16 protein-coding genes and 1 tRNA gene are annotated in these 18,010 nt (G+C 41.8%); 7 read left to right on the forward strand and 10 right to left on the reverse strand.

What is annotated here, in order from left to right:
* Nucleotides 1-8 precede the first annotated feature (8 nt).
* The 3 genes from F7734_RS06425 to F7734_RS06435 all read right to left on the reverse strand — a co-directional run bounded on the left by F7734_RS06425 (nt 9) and on the right by F7734_RS06435 (nt 2,321).
* Nucleotides 9-539, reverse strand: coding sequence for a chemotaxis protein CheW (locus tag F7734_RS06425; RefSeq protein ID WP_038074637.1), 531 nt, complete (start codon nt 537-539; stop codon nt 9-11).
* Nucleotides 540-552: 13 nt separating this feature from the next.
* Nucleotides 553-918, reverse strand: a complete 366-nt coding sequence (locus tag F7734_RS06430) for a response regulator (RefSeq protein WP_155743898.1) — start codon at nt 916-918, stop codon at nt 553-555.
* Between the two features lie 101 nt (nt 919-1,019).
* Entirely contained in the window at nt 1,020-2,321 is a 1,302-nt protein-coding gene (locus F7734_RS06435) for a response regulator (RefSeq protein WP_155743899.1), read from the reverse strand.
* A 588-nt stretch (nt 2,322-2,909) separates the two neighbouring features.
* Here F7734_RS06435 and hmpF point away from each other — a divergent pair.
* Both hmpF and F7734_RS06445 read left to right on the forward strand, forming a co-directional pair.
* Complete coding sequence (gene hmpF / locus F7734_RS06440) at nt 2,910-4,646, forward strand: pilus motility taxis protein HmpF (protein ID WP_166481762.1); 1,737 nt, start codon at nt 2,910-2,912, stop codon at nt 4,644-4,646.
* A 517-nt stretch (nt 4,647-5,163) separates the two neighbouring features.
* Nucleotides 5,164-6,399, forward strand: a complete 1,236-nt coding sequence (locus F7734_RS06445; protein ID WP_166481763.1) for an RNA-guided endonuclease TnpB family protein — start codon at nt 5,164-5,166, stop codon at nt 6,397-6,399.
* A gap of 30 nt (nt 6,400-6,429) precedes the next feature.
* Here F7734_RS06445 and tilS read toward each other — a convergent pair whose 3' ends face one another.
* The 4 genes from tilS to nth all read right to left on the reverse strand — a co-directional run bounded on the left by tilS (nt 6,430) and on the right by nth (nt 9,274).
* Nucleotides 6,430-7,437: a tRNA lysidine(34) synthetase TilS gene (tilS, locus tag F7734_RS06450; RefSeq protein ID WP_166481767.1), complete on the reverse strand. Its 1,008-nt coding sequence runs from the start codon at nt 7,435-7,437 to the stop codon at nt 6,430-6,432.
* 200 nt (nt 7,438-7,637) lie between these two features.
* On the reverse strand, nt 7,638-7,826 hold the full coding sequence (locus F7734_RS06455) for a hypothetical protein (protein ID WP_155743901.1): 189 nt from the start codon (nt 7,824-7,826) through the stop codon (nt 7,638-7,640).
* 42 nt (nt 7,827-7,868) lie between these two features.
* A complete protein-coding gene (gene ung / locus F7734_RS06460) occupies nt 7,869-8,543 on the reverse strand; it encodes a uracil-DNA glycosylase (protein ID WP_155743902.1) in 675 nt (224 codons plus the stop codon).
* Between the two features lie 80 nt (nt 8,544-8,623).
* Nucleotides 8,624-9,274 carry an endonuclease III gene (gene nth / locus F7734_RS06465; RefSeq protein ID WP_155743903.1) on the reverse strand — a complete coding sequence of 217 codons (651 nt, stop codon included), beginning with the start codon at nt 9,272-9,274 and terminating at the stop codon, nt 8,624-8,626.
* 204 nt (nt 9,275-9,478) lie between these two features.
* On the opposite strand from nth, the gene F7734_RS06470 reads away from it, so the two are divergent.
* Nucleotides 9,479-12,244 (forward strand): pitrilysin family protein, encoded by a 2,766-nt coding sequence (locus F7734_RS06470; RefSeq protein ID WP_155743904.1) that lies wholly within the window; start codon nt 9,479-9,481, stop codon nt 12,242-12,244.
* A gap of 86 nt (nt 12,245-12,330) precedes the next feature.
* On the opposite strand, the gene F7734_RS06475 is transcribed toward F7734_RS06470, so the two are convergent.
* Together F7734_RS06475 and F7734_RS06480 are read right to left on the reverse strand one after the other, a co-directional pair.
* Nucleotides 12,331-12,978, reverse strand: coding sequence for a group I intron-associated PD-(D/E)XK endonuclease (locus F7734_RS06475; RefSeq protein ID WP_155743905.1), 648 nt, complete (start codon nt 12,976-12,978; stop codon nt 12,331-12,333).
* Nucleotides 12,979-13,047: 69 nt separating this feature from the next.
* Nucleotides 13,048-13,120, reverse strand: a tRNA-Arg gene (locus F7734_RS06480).
* A gap of 302 nt (nt 13,121-13,422) precedes the next feature.
* On the opposite strand from F7734_RS06480, the gene F7734_RS06485 reads away from it, so the two are divergent.
* From F7734_RS06485 to cutA, 4 genes are all read left to right on the forward strand, one after another.
* Nucleotides 13,423-14,082, forward strand: coding sequence for an Npun_F0813 family protein (locus F7734_RS06485; RefSeq protein ID WP_155743906.1), 660 nt, complete (start codon nt 13,423-13,425; stop codon nt 14,080-14,082).
* A gap of 139 nt (nt 14,083-14,221) precedes the next feature.
* On the forward strand, nt 14,222-15,106 hold the full coding sequence (locus F7734_RS06490; protein ID WP_155743907.1) for a hypothetical protein: 885 nt from the start codon (nt 14,222-14,224) through the stop codon (nt 15,104-15,106).
* A 25-nt stretch (nt 15,107-15,131) separates the two neighbouring features.
* Nucleotides 15,132-16,241 carry a transposase gene (locus F7734_RS06495; protein ID WP_166481764.1) on the forward strand — a complete coding sequence of 370 codons (1,110 nt, stop codon included), beginning with the start codon at nt 15,132-15,134 and terminating at the stop codon, nt 16,239-16,241.
* A gap of 276 nt (nt 16,242-16,517) precedes the next feature.
* The gene (cutA, locus tag F7734_RS06500; protein ID WP_155743908.1) at nt 16,518-16,841 is read left to right on the forward strand and encodes a divalent-cation tolerance protein CutA; all 324 of its coding nucleotides are present in this window, start codon (nt 16,518-16,520) and stop codon (nt 16,839-16,841) included.
* Nucleotides 16,842-17,101: 260 nt separating this feature from the next.
* On the opposite strand, the gene F7734_RS06505 is transcribed toward cutA, so the two are convergent.
* Nucleotides 17,102-17,959: a nitrate ABC transporter ATP-binding protein gene (locus tag F7734_RS06505; RefSeq protein WP_155743909.1), complete on the reverse strand. Its 858-nt coding sequence runs from the start codon at nt 17,957-17,959 to the stop codon at nt 17,102-17,104.
* Between the last annotated feature and the right edge of the window lie 51 nt (nt 17,960-18,010).

Genomic DNA, 18,010 nt, shown 5'->3' on the forward strand with positions numbered 1-18,010 from the left:
CCCAAAGTTCATCCTGCCCACCGGGCGCTTCGCAAAATTGCCGTCTGATCGAGCAGTCTCAGACACTGATTTTTTTTAGCATCTAACATCCACTCTCCTCGCAAGAAAGGAGTCATAGTGTCTGGGACACCAGATGGTGCCATTAAATGCTGAACATCAAGCCAGTCCATTCCGCCAATTTCCTCTACTGCCAAGCCGACAATTGTGTCTTGCTCTTCAATAGCAATTACCGGAATTTCAGCTCGATCTGTATTCAATGCCGTTACTTCTCCCAGGAATTGACCCAAATCAGCCACCCAAATGACTCGACCTCGTAAATTTAGAGTACCCAAAAGCAATGGAGATGCATTAGGAATTGGAGTAATTCTGTCAGGGCTGAGTTCAATAACTTCTCGAATTCCCGTGGCTAGTAGTGCAAACTCCTGATGCGAGGGAATGTAAAATCTTAAATACAGTTCTCCTTCAGGACTTTCTACTTGTAATTCAGGGCGGAAGTGATCTTGTCCACTTCCTCCTAAGAAGTCCGGTTTGCTAACCATTTTCTATTCATCCTCATCCTCGCAAAAGTTGTTTGACTGTTCCCACCAACTCAGTTGGCTGAAAGGGCTTAGCTATGTAAGCGTCAGCCCCTTGCTTCATCCCCCAGTAGCGATCAAATTCTTCTCCTTTAGAAGAACACATAACGACTGGGACGTTTTGGGTTTTTGGATCGGACTTCAGGCGGCGACAAACTTCGTAGCCGTTCATCCGAGGCATAACGATATCTAATACCACCAGATCGGGGCAAGCACTGTGAATAGCTTCTAGTGCTTCAACTCCGTCGCTGGCGTGGGTGACTTTTAAGCCACTCGCTTTCAGGAGGTCTGTAATCATCTCCCTTTGTGCGACACTGTCTTCCACAATCAGAACTGTACTCATAAAACGTCTATATACCTCCTGAGTTAGACGTTCCTATTCGGAACATACCCCGCTTTAGTGCAAGCATTTACTGTATAAAATAATTCTATTCCTGAATCGAATTAGTTAGATATTGAGGTTTTATTAAGGCTTGCTGATTCTGTGATATTATTTTTTACCCTATATTGAATCGGATCAACAAGAGTTGTACCTCGATCGCGATCGCCAATAACACTGTAGTTCATATATCTTTCAACAAGCTTTAATAACTCAGTATTCCCAAAAGGCGATGTTAAACAATCTGTCGCCCCCATCATTTTGGCTTTGATAGGTGAGTGATGCTCTCGGGCATCTACAAGCAGAACGATTGGTAACAATCGAAATGCCGTGGAGTTTCTGAGCATTTTACAAATCTCATACCCGTCTAATGGCGACATGGCAGTGTTACATATAATTAAATTGGGTTGGAGTTGAAAGACTTGACTGAGGGCAGCTACAGGATCGGTCAGCGCGATCGCTTCATACCCCTGCTGTCTTAAAGTCAACTCCACAGCTTCCGCAATTTCCCTTTCGCCATCAATACAGACTACACGTGCTTTACAGTCCACCTCCAATTCGGGAATTGAATTTTGTAGTTCAATAGTGTCATTATTAGTGACAGAACATACAAATTTTACCCACCCCTGTTGTACGTAAGGGTACATAGCTTTGGCAACAGTTAAAATACTGCGGTTAAGATAACGGGATAGTTGACGTAAAGATGTTTTGCCGTCTGCCCAAAGTTGTAGCTTTTTTAGTGTGGTGCGGGGTAGAGAAGATTGTAACTGAGTGATGTCAGCGAGTACCGGAAAGCGATCGGGAGACTGAATAAAAGGATATAACTGCTTCCACTCTTGTAACTGCACTGTCATTTTAGCCACTATAGGTGTAATTTCCCAAGCACTTAACAAAGGTGTTAGCGTCGGATATGACTTGAAAATAAAACGACCATCATACAAGCTTAGGATGTCAAAAAGAGTTTCGGAAATTAAGTTTTGAATAATACCGCGAGCTTGTACGGGGTTGATGATATTTTGTTGTAATAGTACCCAAATATATTCATACTGTGGGATACTTGGGGATTTTAGAAGAGGAATCTGTATGTCCTCAAGACGCTCTTTGATGCGGTAATGCCGCAGGTAATCGCTTAAAGGTGACAGATGACAGCCATTGGTGGCATAGATTATTTGACCGTTAAGAAAAAAAACAAACCAAGACTGAGGACAGTCAGGACTCTTAGCATCCGAACCTAGAGCATTACCTACACCAAATTTTTTGCCATTGTCAGAGCCGTCAATTTCAACAAACAATACCCCTGTTCGTTGGCCCAACTCTATCAATTGCAAAATACCTCGAATATCGATTTCTTTTAAATTTCCCTGCATTGAGCTTATGGGAACTCCTTGTCATTTGTGTTTGTTACACTCAGCATATTATGGCGGTTCTAGTTGAGATAATATATAACTTTTAATAGGGGGATAATAAGTAATTTATCGTAAGCTAAAAAGTTTTTACATTCATCAGTAGCCTTTGGTCAAAAGTAAGCTAAAGGACTAGAGACTAAGGACAAAAGACGAGCGCTAGAGATCTTAACATAGCTTATCTTAAGTTCTTTTAATAGACTTTGACAATGCTAGTAATTACACGGTAGCCATTGTCACTACTGACAGTACAAAATAAGAGCATTCGGTAAATAATACCATTTTGGATGCGTGGATTTTAGATTTTGGATTGAAAAAGCCTCAGTTGGACTTGATTCTATCCAATAATCTGTCGCACTCTTTTTTCAAATTGGTATAAGCTCAATCTCGATCGAGGCTATCAAGATTATTAACAAGACGTAAGTTTTACGGATGCGCGAAAGTATAGTCTGTCTTAATCTTCCTAAATTAGGGATAAATAAGGCAGGCAAAAACCACTATGTAAGATATAAATCAAAACGCGGACATCAAGTACACCAGAGGAATAACAGTGTGCTATATTTAGCAGAAGTACAAAAACAAAAAGGCGGTTTACTCAGTGGCGGTGGCAAAACCGAACTGAAATTGTTGGCTTGCCAGCGAAATGACCAAAGCTGGACAACAGTGTCGGAAGAAACCATCGCGGGTGAAGAAGCTAGCAAATTAAATGATGGAGTCCTGATTCTGGTTGAACTCACTCCCAATCGCCAAGTGCAAAGGGTTCAAGAAGCGGGACGTCCGTTAATCAATATTTTGCAGAACTTTTCCCGTCAGATAGAGAAATTCAAGGTTAAGGAAGAAGAAATCGATCAGTGGAAGCAGTCGCTGACATTTCAAGCACAGGAATTCAATCGCCGCGAAATGGAGTTAGAAGCGCGTTTGGAAGAACTGCAACACGTAGAGGAAAATGTTCAACGCTGTGAAACACAACTAAAGGAAGTAGAGGCGGCACGAGAGGAAGTAGAAAGGTTGCGAACAGAGATGGAGCGTAACCGTCAAGAATTAGAGGGGGCGTGGGAGCACTTGCGGGGTGAGCAACGCCGTTTGGAAGAATTTAAAGCAGAATGTCAGCAAGGGGCTGTGTTGGATGAAGAACAAAGCAAAACCTTGAATGAATTGCTGACTCGCCTCTCTACAAACGTTACATCTACACAAACAGTCCGCGAAAACCTCAATTTTGCCTTTGAAATTATAGAAAAGCAGCAAGCGGTGCTGAACCCACACTGGCAACAACTCGAACAGCAAAAAGCTGTGGTTGAGCACCAACAAGGAGAAGCCAGTCGCCTGTCACAAACTTTGTCCGCGCAAAAAAACGAATGGCAGCAAGCACAACAGTTTTTAGAAGAGCAAATAACAAATTTAAAAGTTGATACAGTCACCCTTGCCAACAAGCAGGAGTACGCTCGTTCTTTAAAAGAGCAGTTGCAGTATCAAGAAGAGTTATACAAGCAAGTTAGCTTTCTGGCTTCCATATCTAGTGATGTCATTTCTACGCCAAAAGTTGATATAGCGGCTTTAGAGAAAAGGTCTGTAGAACAACTGCAAGACACTGTGCGGGATTTGCAACAAAAGTTAAATATAGACTCTAACTTTGTTAACGAACAAGAACAAGAATTAACAGAAAGACAAAAAATTATAGAAGAACTGCAAAATAAGATAAATCAAGTGTCGGGAGGAGAACGTTCCAAATTAGAGTCCGAACTAGTAGATGAAAAAGATTCTTATCAAATGTTGAACCAAACTTTGGTAGGACAGCGTCGTAGTTTGCAGGAACGGACAGAAGTTTGCAGGCAACATCAACTCGTGCTCTGTAAAAAACAAGGAAAAACTCCGGGTTCCGAACTTGAGGATAAAAGCACAGATTTCAAACAAATCCTCGCACGTATTGACCAACAACGGCAGCAACAAGGGCAGGAATTGCAAAGCCTCGAAAGTGAAATCGAACAGATGCGTAGCAATATCGAGCAAGTTCAAAGCGTTATTGAGCAACAAACTCAACAGCATCAAACAAAGTACCAAGAGATCCAAGCTATAGAAGAGAACTTGCTGTCCGTGCAAACTGCGATCGCAGAATCTCAAACCCGATTAAGCTTATATCAAGATTTACAACCCATTCAAGACACTGTAGATGGGTTGCGACACAAGTTAGAAGGTATAGCTCAATCTCTGGCTCAAGTACAGGAAGTAGAGAATTATCACAGTCAAGCAATTAACCAGATGCGACAAACCTTAGAAAATATTTTATCGTAAAGCACCCAAATACAGCGTAGGTTGGGTTGAGGAACGAAACCCAACATAACAGTGACAATAGGTAAGGGTAATAGCAGTCAGCAAATGGGCTCTCATGGTCGTAAACCTTTGCGTAAATGTGTATACGTTTGGAGAAAAAATTAGTGTCATACTATAATCATCTTCACTCTAGTAATGATTTAGCTTAATCCAAAAGAAGCCTCTCACTCACCCTGTACTCAGGGGAGTGATGAGATGAATTTTGGGGCAATGACGAAAGCATCCCCTCCTCAAGTACCGAGACGGTCAACGCGGGAGTGGGGTGCTTGAGGAATTGCCAAATTCTTGTGGCTGGGGTAGAGAGTCTATTAGTTCTTCAAGTACTTGGGTCATAGTTTTATCTGCCTGTGCGGCATATAGTTGTAACTTATTCAATCTTCGAGATGATATCCTGATTTTTAATGATTTATCTTTCATGTTGTACCCCCGTTGTTCACTCTTTAATGCTAGCATAGGTGTAACAAAGGAGGTGGTTAAAGTGTTGAATGCAATCAAGGTCAGACTATACCCAACAATTGAACAACAAGAAGCTCTAGCTAAGTCTTTTGGCTGTGCAAGATGGTATTGGAATTATGCCTTAAATGCTTGTATTCAACACTACGAAGAAACTGGCAAATCATTACCGATGAAGACTTACAAGGGGATGTTGCCTCAGCTAAAGATTGAGCACCCCTGGCTAAAGACTGATTGCTATTCCTCTGTCCTACAATGCGTTGCTATTAATCTTAATAAGGCATACACAAACTTCTTTGAAGGACGAGCTAGGTTTCCTAAGTTCAAATCTAAGCACGGTAAGCAGTCAATTCAGTATCCTCAAAACGTAACAGTTGTAGAAAACTGCTTAAATATTCCTAAGGTTGGAATAGTTAAAGCGGTTTTTCATAAAGAAATCAAGGGGGTTATCAAGACTGTTACTATCAGCGAAACTCCCACAGAAAAATACTTTGCGTCTATTCTGTGTGAAACAGAGAACGGCGAGAATGTATTTATAGATGACAAGGTTATTGGTATTGACCTTGGAATTAAAGACTTTGCAATCGTCCATGATGGGACAAAGGTTACAAAGTATTCAAACCCAAAACATATAAAAAAGCACGAGAAGAATCTAGCCAGGAAACAACAGAAGCTAGCGCGTAAAAAGAAGGGTAGTAAGTCTCGTGCTAAAGCTAAAAAACTGGTAGCGAAAGTTCACGAAAAAGTATCAAATTCCCGTCAAGACTTTCTGCATAAAGTATCAAGAAAGCTTGTAGATGAAAGCGAAATCATTACAGTTGAAAATCTCAACGTAAAGGGGCTGATACGGAACCGTAAGTTATCTAAATCTATTTCGGACGCCGGATGGGGGATGTTTGTCAATTTCTTGGATTACAAGCTACAGCGTAAAGGCGGTAAATTAATAGAGATTGACAGATTCTTTTCAAGTTCAAAGCTGTGTTCAAATTGCGGTCATGTTGTTGATGAGTTGCCACTGGATATCAGAGAATGGGATTGCCCATCCTGTACAACTCATCACGATAGAGATGGGAACGCAGCGCTGAACATCCGGAATGAAGGTATCCGAATTTTGAACTCTCAGACTAGTTCTGAAGTCTCTGGCGGAGGGTTCCCCGTTACTGCTAGTGGAGACTGCGTAAGACCACCTACTCGTAAGGGAAAGGGGCGGCGGTCTGTGAAGCTAGAAGCCTACACCGTACCTGTACTCAGGTCGGTGTAGGTAGTTCACTGTGACTACTTTTGCAAGCTATTACTCGAACATAATCCAATCACCTTGAACTCGAGCGATCGCACCACCAGGAAATGGATCGGTTTGCGAACGATTGGGTGCTGCAATCAAGGCTGTGAGTTTTTCAATCTGCTCAAAACTTGGAGCAATAGCAAGTACTGCCAATAAAACTTGGCGCATAACCCGCCTCTGTAATGCTAGTGGTGCTTTCTGTAAAATACGACGATTTAATTTCAGTAGAACCAAGGAATCAGAACTTTTGTCCTTATCTCCTCCAATCTCTTTCCCAAACATTGCCTCTTCTCGTAACTGAAGAGCAGCTTGTTCTAAATAATCGACTTCTGCTTGCAAGATTTCAGCAGTTTGAGCTAAAGCTGATTCAACTTGAGGATTAAAATTTTCTTGCAAATAAGGGATTAACTCTTGGCGAATACGATTGCGAGCATATTTCAATTCAAAGTTAGTAGAATCTTCCCAAATAGAAAGCTGAAAATCTCGACAAAACTGTCCTGTTTGGGTGCGCGTCACTTCTAAAAGCGGGCGAACAAGCAAAATCTTCTCAAAAAGCAAGCGTTGCCAAGTTAATGCTTGCAACCCATCTGCACCAGTTCCACGAATTAAATTATAAAGGAGAGTTTCAGCGCGATCGCTAGCTGTATGCCCTGTTACAATACAATCGAATTTATGTTCGCAAGCAATATCGCTCAAAACTTGATATCGCCAATCACGAGCGGAGGCTTCACTACTTGGAGGTGAATCAGCAGTTTGTAAATAAAAAGGAATTCCCCAAGCTAAGGCTTGGTTTTCGACATGAATTGCATTAGCTTGGGAATCAGTACGCCAACGATGATCGCAATGAGCGATCGCTAAATCCCATCCCCATTTTGGTTGTAAATCTAACAGTAACTTTATCAAACACAGAGAGTCTTGCCCACCAGAGACGGCTACTAACAGTCGATGATTGGGAGCGAATAGACGACGCGATCGAATAGTACGGTGTATTTTTGCATGGAGTGGCGTCCAAGGAATAGAAGAGGGCATTTAATAATATTCACAATAAGCAACAATTTTTAACAACGAAACTCGATTGCTTGGAAATCTCTACTATAGCGATTCTCAACCAAATAAACTACAGTTTCATTTGCCTACTTTGTCAATTTAAAACTATTTACTGGTAATACTTTCAACTATTATGTGCCCAATGACAACTTTGTTAAAGCTACTCTAATTTATGGTTCTAAGCCTTGACGACGCTTTTCTTCAATAATTTGTGTTAATTCATCAATAGAGTTGAGCTTTTTACCATTTTGTTGAAGACGCAACACCGCTTCATGCACTGCATCTTTATCATCACGATGCTCGAGAATATATTGCCTTAACTCCTGCTGTGTCATAGCTTGATAATCTGGTTTTATCATATTGCGATCGCGAAGGGCAAGCTGTACCCAGCTTATCGCTCTCTAAATGTCAGGAATTTGCCAATCAATCTCAGGCTTACCAAAAGAGCGTAATGCTGAATTGATAGCTGAGAAAGCTTTGCTACCAAAAAATCCATTACGCGCAGACAATGGAGAAGGATGTGCAGATTGTACAACAATATGGCGATCGGTATCTATTAACTTCAGTTTCTTTTGTGCGTAACCACCCCACAGCACAAAGACTACAGGATCTGTCTTTTGATTCACTTTGGTAATAACAGCATCTGTAAAAGTTTCCCAACCTTTATTTTTATGAGAATTTGGAGTGTGTGCGCGTACAGTTAATACTGCATTTAACATCAAAATCCCTTGCTTAGCCCATGTTACGAGGTAGCCATTATTTGGAATATTAAAACTAACATCATCTTTGAGTTCTTTATAAATATTAACTAACGATGGAGGAGGTTTAATACCCGGTCTGACAGAAAAGCACAATCCATGAGCTTGATTGTCATCATGATAAGGGTCTTGTCCCAGCAAAAGGACATTCACTTGTTCGTATGGTGTGAGTTCAAAAGCAGAAAAGACATCTTCTTCAGGAGGATAAATTGAGTAAGATTGCCTTTCCTCTTTAAGAAAATCTTGAAGTTTTTGAAAGTAAGGTTTATCAAATTCCTCAGCAAGTACAGTTTGCCAAGAAGTAGGAAGTTGGGTCATTTGTTAGTAGTTGGTGGTTAGTGGTTAGTGGTTAGTTGTTAGTTGTTAGTTGTTAGTTGTTAGTTGTTAGTTGTTATTGGTCACTGGTCACTGTTTGTTACACCAATTTTTTCACATACATTATTTAGAACGCACTCCGCGCACTTTGGTTTTTTTGATATGCAGGTGTAACGCCCGTGAAGAACAACGGCTGGTCCCCAAAAAGTCCATTCTTCTTGAGGAACTAATTGCATTAACTCTTGCTCTATCGTTTCTGGTGTTTTACGTTTTGTTAAGCCCAGGCGTTGGCTAACGCGGGCAACATGGGTATCAACAATAATTCCAGAAGGAGTATTAAAAGCGCTGTTGAGAACGACATTGGCTGTTTTGCGAGCCACTCCAGGTAGAGTCACCAGTTCATCCATTGTTTTGGGAACCTCTCCCCCATATCTCTCAACTAAGTCTTGACACATACTTTTGACGGTTTTGGCTTTGTTGCGGTAAAAACCAGTTGGTTTTAGGTCTTCCTCCAGTTCTAAAATATCGGCGTCAGCATAAGCTTGAGCCGTGGGATATTTGGGAAATAAAGTTTTAGTGACTTTGTTTACCCGTTCATCAGTACACTGTGCTGCAAGAATCGTTGCAACTAGGAGTTGAAGCGGAGTCTCCCAATCTAACTCGTATTTAGCGTTGGGATAGGTTTGTTTCAATTTGTTAAGAATTGTTTCAATGTTTTGAGTGCTGGTGGGCATAAAAATAATGTTATTAATTTAACTATTCTTTGCCCGTTATACCTCTTTAAACAAAATTTAGCAAAGTGGGAAAACCCTATGGGGATCTAACCGCTCTGATACAGTTATGGCACTCAGTACATTTTTTCTAAATCCGATACGCTTATCGCGCTTTCTCAATAACATAAAGTCATATAGCGTGTTTATACCTTTGTGCAGACTACTATGTCTTTTCTTTCCAAACTACGTCCATCAATTCTTATTCTCTTCAGCCTCTTCCTAAGTGGAGTGCTATGGGTCAGTGATTTTTCCGTTGCAGCCCTCCAAACAGATGTTACACCCGTTTCTGGTCTTTCCCTCACGCAAGGAGTGCGAAAAACTGTTCTGGACAATGGTTTAACGGTACTGACCAAGGAAGTTCACACAGCGCCTGTGGTGAGCGTACAAGTGTGGTATCGAGTTGGTTCACGCAACGAGCAAGCAGGAGAAAACGGCATTTCTCACCAGCTAGAGCATTTGATGTTTAAAGGAACTACTGACCGTCCGGTACAGTTTGGTCGTTTGTTGAGTGCTTTGGGTAGCCAGTTTAATGCTTTTACCAGTTATGATGAAACAGCTTATTTTAGTACAGTACAGCGCGATAAACTGGATGCACTGCTGACTCTAGAAGCAGACCGTATGGAAAGCGCTTTGATTCAAGCCGACCAACTCACAAGCGAGAAACGCGTTGTTATTTCGGAGTTGCAGGGTTATGAAAATTCGCCAGGGTATCGTCTCAATCGTGCTGTCATGCGAGCTGCATTTCCAAAACGGGCTTACGGTTTACCAGTGGGAGGTACGAAAGCAGATGTAAAAAAAATTACATTAGAGCAAGTACGCAACTACTACCAAACATACTACAACCCAGACAACGCAACGCTAGTTGTTACTGGAGATTTTGACACTCAAGCCGTTCTCAAATCCATTCAACAAAGTTTTGGAAAACTACCGAAAAGAGGACGGGGATACAAACCAATTCAGAATCCGAAATCTCGCTCTACTTCCCCAGTCGCCAGTCCCCAATCGCCAATTGTCCTAAAAGAACCGGGTAGTGCAGCACTGTTACAAGCTGTCTATCCTTTGCCTGATGTCAATCATCCAGATGTAGCTGCCATTGATGTAATGGATGTTGTCCTGACTGGTGGACGCAGTTCTAAACTTTACCAAGCTTTGGTGGAATCTGGTTTGGCTAGTTCGGTGAGCGCGAGTGCTGCAGAATTGATTGAACCTGGTTGGTACGAAATTAACGTGACAGCAGTTCCCGGTCAACAACTCTCTAAAATTTCACAAGTTCTGCAACAATGTTTAACAGAACTTCAACAAAAAGAGGTAGCTACTGATGCGTTGAACCGCGCAAAAACACAACTTCAAGCTGCTTTTGTTTTAAACAACCAAGATATTACAAGCCTTGCAACTCAATTAGGGTACAGCCAAACTGTTTCTGGTGATTATCTTTACACCAAGCGGTATCTTGAGGCAATAGCCGAAGTTTCAGCAGCAGATGTACAGCGAGTTGCAAAAACTTACCTGAATCCGACTCAACAAACTATCGGCTTTTTTGAACCCACGCTTCCTGATGGTAAACCAGGAGAAAAGAGTGCTAGTTCCGGTCCCATTGTAGAAAACTTCAGCCCCGGTCAGCCTGTAGATCCAGATGAACTGGCTAAATACCTTCCTGCTGCTAAATCAACTAGTGTTTCTACTAAGCAACCACTACCAGAGCAATTTATCTTCAAAAATGGTTTGCAAGTTCTTTTACTTCCCGATCGCAGTGTTCCTACAGTTAACCTCAGCGGACACATTCAAGCTGGTAGTGTATTTGATACCAATCAAAAAGCAGGATTGGCTAATCTGGTTGCTTCCAACCTCATGAATGGAACCCAAACTAAGGATGCTTTAACGCTGGCAAAAACTCTGGAAGATCGGGGATCTAGTTTGGAGTTTCTGGCAACTCGTGAAGGGGTTAGTATTAGTGGAAATGGTTTGTCTGCTAATTTATCAGTATTAATTGATACTTTGGCAGATGTTGTGCAAAATGCTAATTTTCCCCAAGCTCAGCTCGAACTCAGCCGACAGCGAGCGCTCACTAATTTAAAAGCACAGTTAGACGATCCCCGTGGGTTGGGAAGACGGGTATTTCAACAAGCGATTTATCCAGATAATCACCCTTTCCATAGCTTCCCCACAGAACAGAGCTTGAAAAGTATTACTCGTGACAATCTCGTTCGCTTTTACCAAGAGCACTACCGTCCAGATACGATGACCATTGCTCTAGTGGGTGATTTTGAGCCAAGCCAAGTCAGAATTTTGCTCAATAAAGCTTTTGGTGAATGGAAGGCTGAGGGTAACCCACCAACTCTCAATCTCGTTTCAGTATCCTTACCAGATAAGACTGAACAGCTAAACCCTGTAATTCCGGGTAAGGCAGAAGATGTCACTTACATTGGCTACAACAGTATATCTCGGAAAGACCCCCGTTATTATAGTGCTTTGGTACTGAATGAAATTTTGGGTGGCGATACTTTGTCTAGCAGGTTGGGTACTGAGGTTCGCGATCGTCAAGGTCTGACCTACGGTATTTACAGCGCTTTTGCTGCTGGTATTAACCCCGGTCCGTTTTTAATCCAAATGCAAACGGCTCCAGGAGACACTCACAAAGCAATAGCTAGTGCTGTGGCTTTGCTTGAGCAATTGCGAGAGAAGGGAATTGCAGAAGCTGAGTTAAATGCTGCAAAACGTTCAATTACCAACTCTTACCCTGTAGAATTGGCAAATCCGAGTAACGTAGCGGATGTGATTTTAAGTAATGCCATTTACGGTTTGTCTCCAGCAGAAATCCGGGAATATCCCAAGCGCATTGAAACAGTGACTATCGCTCAAGTGCAACAGGTTATTCAGGAATTAATTCATCCCGATAAGTTGGTGATTGTCACCGCCGGACCGGGAGCATAATAATTCGTAATTCGTAATTCGTAATTCGTAATTAATAGTGATTATGAATTACGAATTATTCGGTGACTGGTTACTGCTCAAAATTTTTAGGTAGATGTTTTTAGCTTTACCCAGTAGCCTCTGGGTGGTTTTTCAATACCATAAGCTTTGCACCACTTTTCTATCGCTTTGTCAGATAAGCCAAAATCTTTTGCGATTTGACTTGTTGGTTTTTCCCACACGAGTTTTTCTAATTCTTCTTTGCTGAGTCTTGGTACTTTGCGCGTGTTTATTCTTGCTTCGGTATTAACTTTTCTGGTGGTTAGATCCACTCCAAATTCTTTGTAAGTTCGCTTAGTTGCGTCTTCGGTAAAATCCGTAAAATCTTCCCACCAGTAAAATGGTGTAGCTGAGTTTGGTATTTTTGTGGTGATGTAGCAGCCACAAAACTTTATTGACGGATAAACAACTTTATCTATATCAGGTAGGTAAATAGCATAAAAATCAAAGTCATCTGCTTGGTACTTTTTCTGATGAGTACCGTTTTTATCTACCCAAATGCTTCTCTTAATAACTCTATTGTCTCCTGCGTATTTGGCTTGTATTCTGTAACAATTGCTATTTTTATAAGCAATCAGATCGAAAGGCAAATGTTCGCAAACTACCGACGTGAAAACTAAGTATCCTTTAACTGTGAGATCTGCTACCGCTTTCGCAGCAGCTATATCACCTTTGTTTTTTGTAAGATGTAGCAAAATTAACCCTCAATAGCAGTAATTATTCTATCACAGTTACTGCCTTTGAAAGGTTTTACTGGGCTTAAACGGGTGCGGCAGGATTTGAACCTGCGGCTCGCTGCTTAGAAGGCAGCTACTCTATCCCCTGAGTTACGCACCCAGATTGTTAACAAACAAGTCTACTATAACATATATAAACGTAATAATGACAAACCTTTGCGTAAAGCAAATTAAAATTATTGCAGATTTCACATCGTCAAGGCTAAGATCCAAGGCGCTAGATATTATATGTACACTCACAACCCAGCATATGAAGTATTTGTTAGTTATGCCGATTTGTCCGTGAGTTTGTCTTGGCAAGCTCTAAAAACTGCGTACAAGGCTGCATCAAAAGCCATGCAGCTAGCGTGCGATGATTTGTCCCATGTATAGAACGCCCCGGTAAGGTTATTTGCCAGTGTCATGTTTATTTTGAAACGGCAGGATGTAGAAATATCTACCATTCAGCACCCAAAGCGAGAACAGCAGGTGCCAATCCTCTATTATCAGGGGCAAACCTTTCGGTTAATCAGTGTCTTTAAAGCCAGTCAAGAAGAAGAGGCTAAAGCTTTGTGGAGAGATTTAACCGATAACCGAGGCAAAGCCTGCGTTCTACTAGAGGAACCCGATCGCTACAGCGTTTGGGGTAAAGTTCGTGTAGACCAGATAGGTAGTGACACGGGAAGCAGTAGCAAGATGAGCATTTTTACTCTTGCTAGTCTTTTGTTACTGCAATCCGTGTTTATCGATATAGAAGACTTTTTAGGTTCAAAACAAGCAACATTATTTCAAAAAAGTGTTGCTGAAGTCATGCAGCAATGGCAGTTTCCTCTGATGTCCTCACCTGAGGCTCTCAAAAACCTGCTGACAATGGACTTACAAGAGCTAGCTCAAGTGCCAAGTTGGCAAGAACATCATGTCATTACGTTCTTGCAAGAATTGCATCGGTTGGCAAAAGCATCTTTTGGCAATACCAATTTTGCCCATCAAGTGGGCGAGAGATTACAAGAGATGCCAGAAGGCGAGCGATCGCTTTTTATCAGTTGGCTAAATCAATCTCCTTTGAGTAAACTGTGGCATTAACTGACACAAGTTTTTAGGTATCTTAAATTGACCAGTTCTGTATACAGTACAAGACTCTACTTTAGAGTATGGAGATTAACTGGTCAGGTGGTCACTGGTTCCAAAAAACTGCTAGAGTGCATTTATACTGTAAAGTTCTATGAGTAGCGCTTACAACAAAACACACCGAAATAAATCCATGTTCTCTACCCAGAACATTGTCTTAGCAAGTATGGGCTGGGGTGTACTTGCACTGTTATACTTTATGTTATTCAGTGCCAGAATCCCAGACGCAAATGGCATAGAAAAACGTGCAGATTGGTACGTAATAGGTACAAATATTTTTGAAGCAATGGCTTACTTAGGTGCTGGTGTCTTATGTTTGAGAAATTGGCGCAGCCTACAAATCGTCAGTGGTCGAAATGTGTGGCTGGCAATCGGCATCGGTATGCTTTCTTATTTCCTTGGAGGGATAATTTTTGGGTATACGGAGATAGCCTTAGGAAAAGAACCAACTCTTTCTTTTGCTGATGTATTCTTTGTAGCAACTTATTTATTGCTGGGTGCGGGTATGGTCTTGGCAGTAGCGTCTAGACGACTGAATCTGGATAAGTGGCAATGGGCAATTGTACTGGCGATCGCAGTACTTGGAAGCGCATTAGCATGGCTGATTTCCAGTCAGCCACCACAAGAGGCAGCCAAAGTTGCCATCCCAACATGGGAAGAAAATACAGCAGCAATTTTAAACTGGTTTTATATTGTTAGCGATGTACTACTATTAGTAATTGCGTCCACTCTGCTGCTAGCCTTTTGGGGGGGAAGAGTTTCCCTATCCTGGCGGATGATAGCAGCCGCAGCATTTTCGCTGTATGTAGCCGATATGTGGTTCAAATATGCCACAAATTGGATTCCAAATTATCAAAGTGGAGAGATACTTGAGGTATTTTGGGTGTGGAGCGGAGTTTTATTTGGCTTGGGCGCTGTTTTAGAACATGACGCATCAATGAACCGTTCGCGGCGTGCAGGCGGAAGAAAAAAAACTTAGATTAAGGAATGGCTGGTGTCCTACCGTGAGAAAACTAACAGAATCAGACAAAAAAGAAATTCTAAAGTTATATCGTGAAACTGCTGAAACAACCTCAACTTTGGCAGAGCGTTACGACGTGAGTAATTCCACGATTAGCCGCTTGCTAAAAAGCACTTTGCCAGAAGACGAGTACGAGTACCTTGTTTCTTTGAAACGTGCTGCTAGAACTCCTGAAGGCAGGGCACAAGTTAGCTATGACAATCTACCCGTGTTTGGTCGCGAGGAAGAGGAACAAGAGGAAGAACAACTAGCAACTCCCGTTGTTGCTCAGAAAGTTGTTGAGGTTCAACCACAAGAAGAACCAGAGAAAGAGAAAAAACCCAAACCTCGGAAAGTGATTGAGCCAACACTGACTAAGAGCAAACGCGAATCACAGACAGTGGTTGAGCCAACACCCACTAAGAGCAACCGTGAATCAGAGAAAGTCTTTGAGCCAGTATCTACTAAGACTAGACGAGTGAAGCGGCGCTCCTCAATATCGGACGAAGAGCAAGAGCAACTCACTTTACCAGTTATAGAGGAACCAATTGCTGAACAATTGGAATTGTTAGAACAACAATCATCCGAAATCAGAAACATTCCCAGTCAATTGGGAGACAATACGCATCCACAAACAAACGTCATAGCGGAAATGTTTGGTGAGGAATTGCTAGATGAGTCAGACGATTTGGATGATTTAGACGATTTGGACGAAGAATACGATGACGATGAAGACGATGAAGATTTTGAAGAAAGACCACGACTAGTAGCAAGAACCAGTAAGAGTGATTCTGTTCGAGTTCTACCATTGTCAGCCGCAGCTTTGCCAAAAACTTGCTATCTCGTAATAGATCGTTCCTCGGAATTAATTACCCGACCACTGAGGGATTTTGGAGATTTAGGACAAATTCCCAACTTGGAAACCCAGCAAAGAACTCTACCCGTGTTTGATAACCACCGAGTAGCCAAACGGTTTTCTACCAAACGCGATCGCGTGATTAAAATCCCTGACAGTAAAATGTTACACAAAGCTCGCTATCACCTGCATGCCAAAGGAATCACTCGACTGTTAATTGATGGTCAAGTTTATTCGTTGTCACCGACTACGGTTTAGTTAGGAGTTAGTGGTTAGTTGTTAGTAGGGGCGCTCTTGCCGCCGCGCCCGTACAGAGTTAGTAAAAATCCGAAAATACGTAGGTTGGGTTGAGGAACGAAACCCAACATCTACAAGTATTTGTTGAGTTTCTCCAAGGGTTTTCCCAACCCACAAAAATTCTTATCCAAGTATTATTGGGTTAGTCGTTAGTTGTTAGTAGGGGCGCTCTTGCCGCCGCGCCTGTACAGAGTTAGTAGAACAATTAGCCATTAGCAATTAGCAATTTTATAATTTATGAATGAATTAGTTAAGTACGGTGTAGTGTTGGTAACAGCTTCTTCAGTAGAAGAGGCAGAAACAATAGCAAATGCTCTTGTGGAGGCTAAGCTAGCTGCTTGTGTGAGTATCATGCCAATCCACTCTATTTACACTTGGCAAGGACAAAAACACAAAGAGCAAGAATGGCAGTTATTGATTAAAACTGACTTAGGACTATTTTCTACATTGGAAAAAAAAGTTCGCGAACTGCACTCCTACCAAGTTCCAGAAATTATTGCGCTACCTGTAGTTGCTGGTTCTCAACCTTACCTTCAATGGATTTCCGAGCAAGTAGGTTGATAGCTGCTGTACTTTTAATTACTTCTGTCCCGTCTGAACGTTATCTAATTTAGATGAACCGCAAAGGCGCAAAGAACACGAAGAAAGAAAAGAATAAAATCTGTGGATCGCAATATTTCGATTAACAAACCGCAGAGACGCAGAGAACGCAGAGGAGAATGGGAGAAGAAGAAAGGTAATCTTATAGCAAAGAAAACAGGTGGGCATTGCCCACCCTACAAATAAATATTGTGGTATCGGCAGGATGCCTGTACTACTCATTACTCATCATGAGCAAAACGACGGAAGAGGTAATCAAGAGCGTAGTTGCGAAGTTGGTAATATTTCGGATCTTCCATGATACGGGCGCGATCGCGTGGACGGGGGAAAGGAATATTTAAGATTTCACCAATATTTGCTGCAGGTCCGTTCGTCATCATAATTAAGCGATCTGCAAGGAACAGCGCTTCATCAATATCGTGAGTAATCATCAATACCGTGCATCGCCGTTCGTTCCAAATTTTCAGCAATTCTTCTTGTAATTCTTCTTTGGTAATAGCATCTAAAGCTCCAAATGGCTCATCTAATATCAGGACTTGAGGACGAATTGCCAAAGCTCTTGCGATCGCAACCCGTTGTTTCATCCCTCCAGAGATTTGTGTAGGTTTTTTGTCAGCTGCTTCTGTCAGTCCTACCAAAGCTAGATGTTCTCGTGCGATGGCTGACTTCTGTGCTTTTGACTTGTTTGGAAAAACAGCATTAAGAGCCAGGTAAATATTTTCAAACGCAGTGAGCCAAGGTAACAAAGCATAGTTCTGGAAAACCATCATTCTATCTGGTCCTGGCTGAGTGATGGGTTTGGAGTTGAGCAACACCGAACCAGCACTGGGTTTGGTAAAACCTGCAACCATATTCAGTAAAGTTGATTTACCACAACCGGAGTGACCTATCACGCAGATAAACTCGCCCTGATTTACAGTGAGATTGACATCTTCTAGAACTACGAAGGGACCTTTTGGTGTGGGATAGACTTTAGAAACATTTTCCATCACCAAGAAAGGTTCGGGACGGGTGGGAATAGCTAGAGGCTGGGTGGATGTTTTGGTCATTGAGCGAGCAGTAAACGTGCGATTGTTCATAGGATTTTGGATTTTAGATTTTGGATTTTAGATTTTGGATTTTGGATTTTG

Source organism: Scytonema sp. UIC 10036, assembly GCF_009725235.1.

Bases quoted from the DNA above. Each gene is read 5' to 3' on its own strand.
- F7734_RS06425 (WP_038074637.1), bottom strand. From the start codon at position 539: ATGGTTAGCAAACCGGACTTCTTAGGAGGAAGTGGACAAGATCACTTC.
- F7734_RS06430 (WP_155743898.1), bottom strand. From the start codon at position 918: ATGAGTACAGTTCTGATTGTGGAAGACAGTGTCGCACAAAGGGAGATG.
- F7734_RS06435 (WP_155743899.1), bottom strand. From the start codon at position 2,321: ATGCAGGGAAATTTAAAAGAAATCGATATTCGAGGTATTTTGCAATTG.
- F7734_RS06455 (WP_155743901.1), bottom strand. From the start codon at position 7,826: ATGATAAAACCAGATTATCAAGCTATGACACAGCAGGAGTTAAGGCAA.
- ung (WP_155743902.1), bottom strand. From the start codon at position 8,543: ATGACCCAACTTCCTACTTCTTGGCAAACTGTACTTGCTGAGGAATTT.
- nth (WP_155743903.1), bottom strand. From the start codon at position 9,274: ATGCCCACCAGCACTCAAAACATTGAAACAATTCTTAACAAATTGAAA.
- F7734_RS06470 (WP_155743904.1), top strand. From the start codon at position 9,479: ATGTCTTTTCTTTCCAAACTACGTCCATCAATTCTTATTCTCTTCAGC.
- F7734_RS06485 (WP_155743906.1), top strand. From the start codon at position 13,423: ATGTTTATTTTGAAACGGCAGGATGTAGAAATATCTACCATTCAGCAC.
- F7734_RS06490 (WP_155743907.1), top strand. From the start codon at position 14,222: ATGAGTAGCGCTTACAACAAAACACACCGAAATAAATCCATGTTCTCT.
- cutA (WP_155743908.1), top strand. From the start codon at position 16,518: ATGAATGAATTAGTTAAGTACGGTGTAGTGTTGGTAACAGCTTCTTCA.
- F7734_RS06505 (WP_155743909.1), bottom strand. From the start codon at position 17,959: ATGAACAATCGCACGTTTACTGCTCGCTCAATGACCAAAACATCCACC.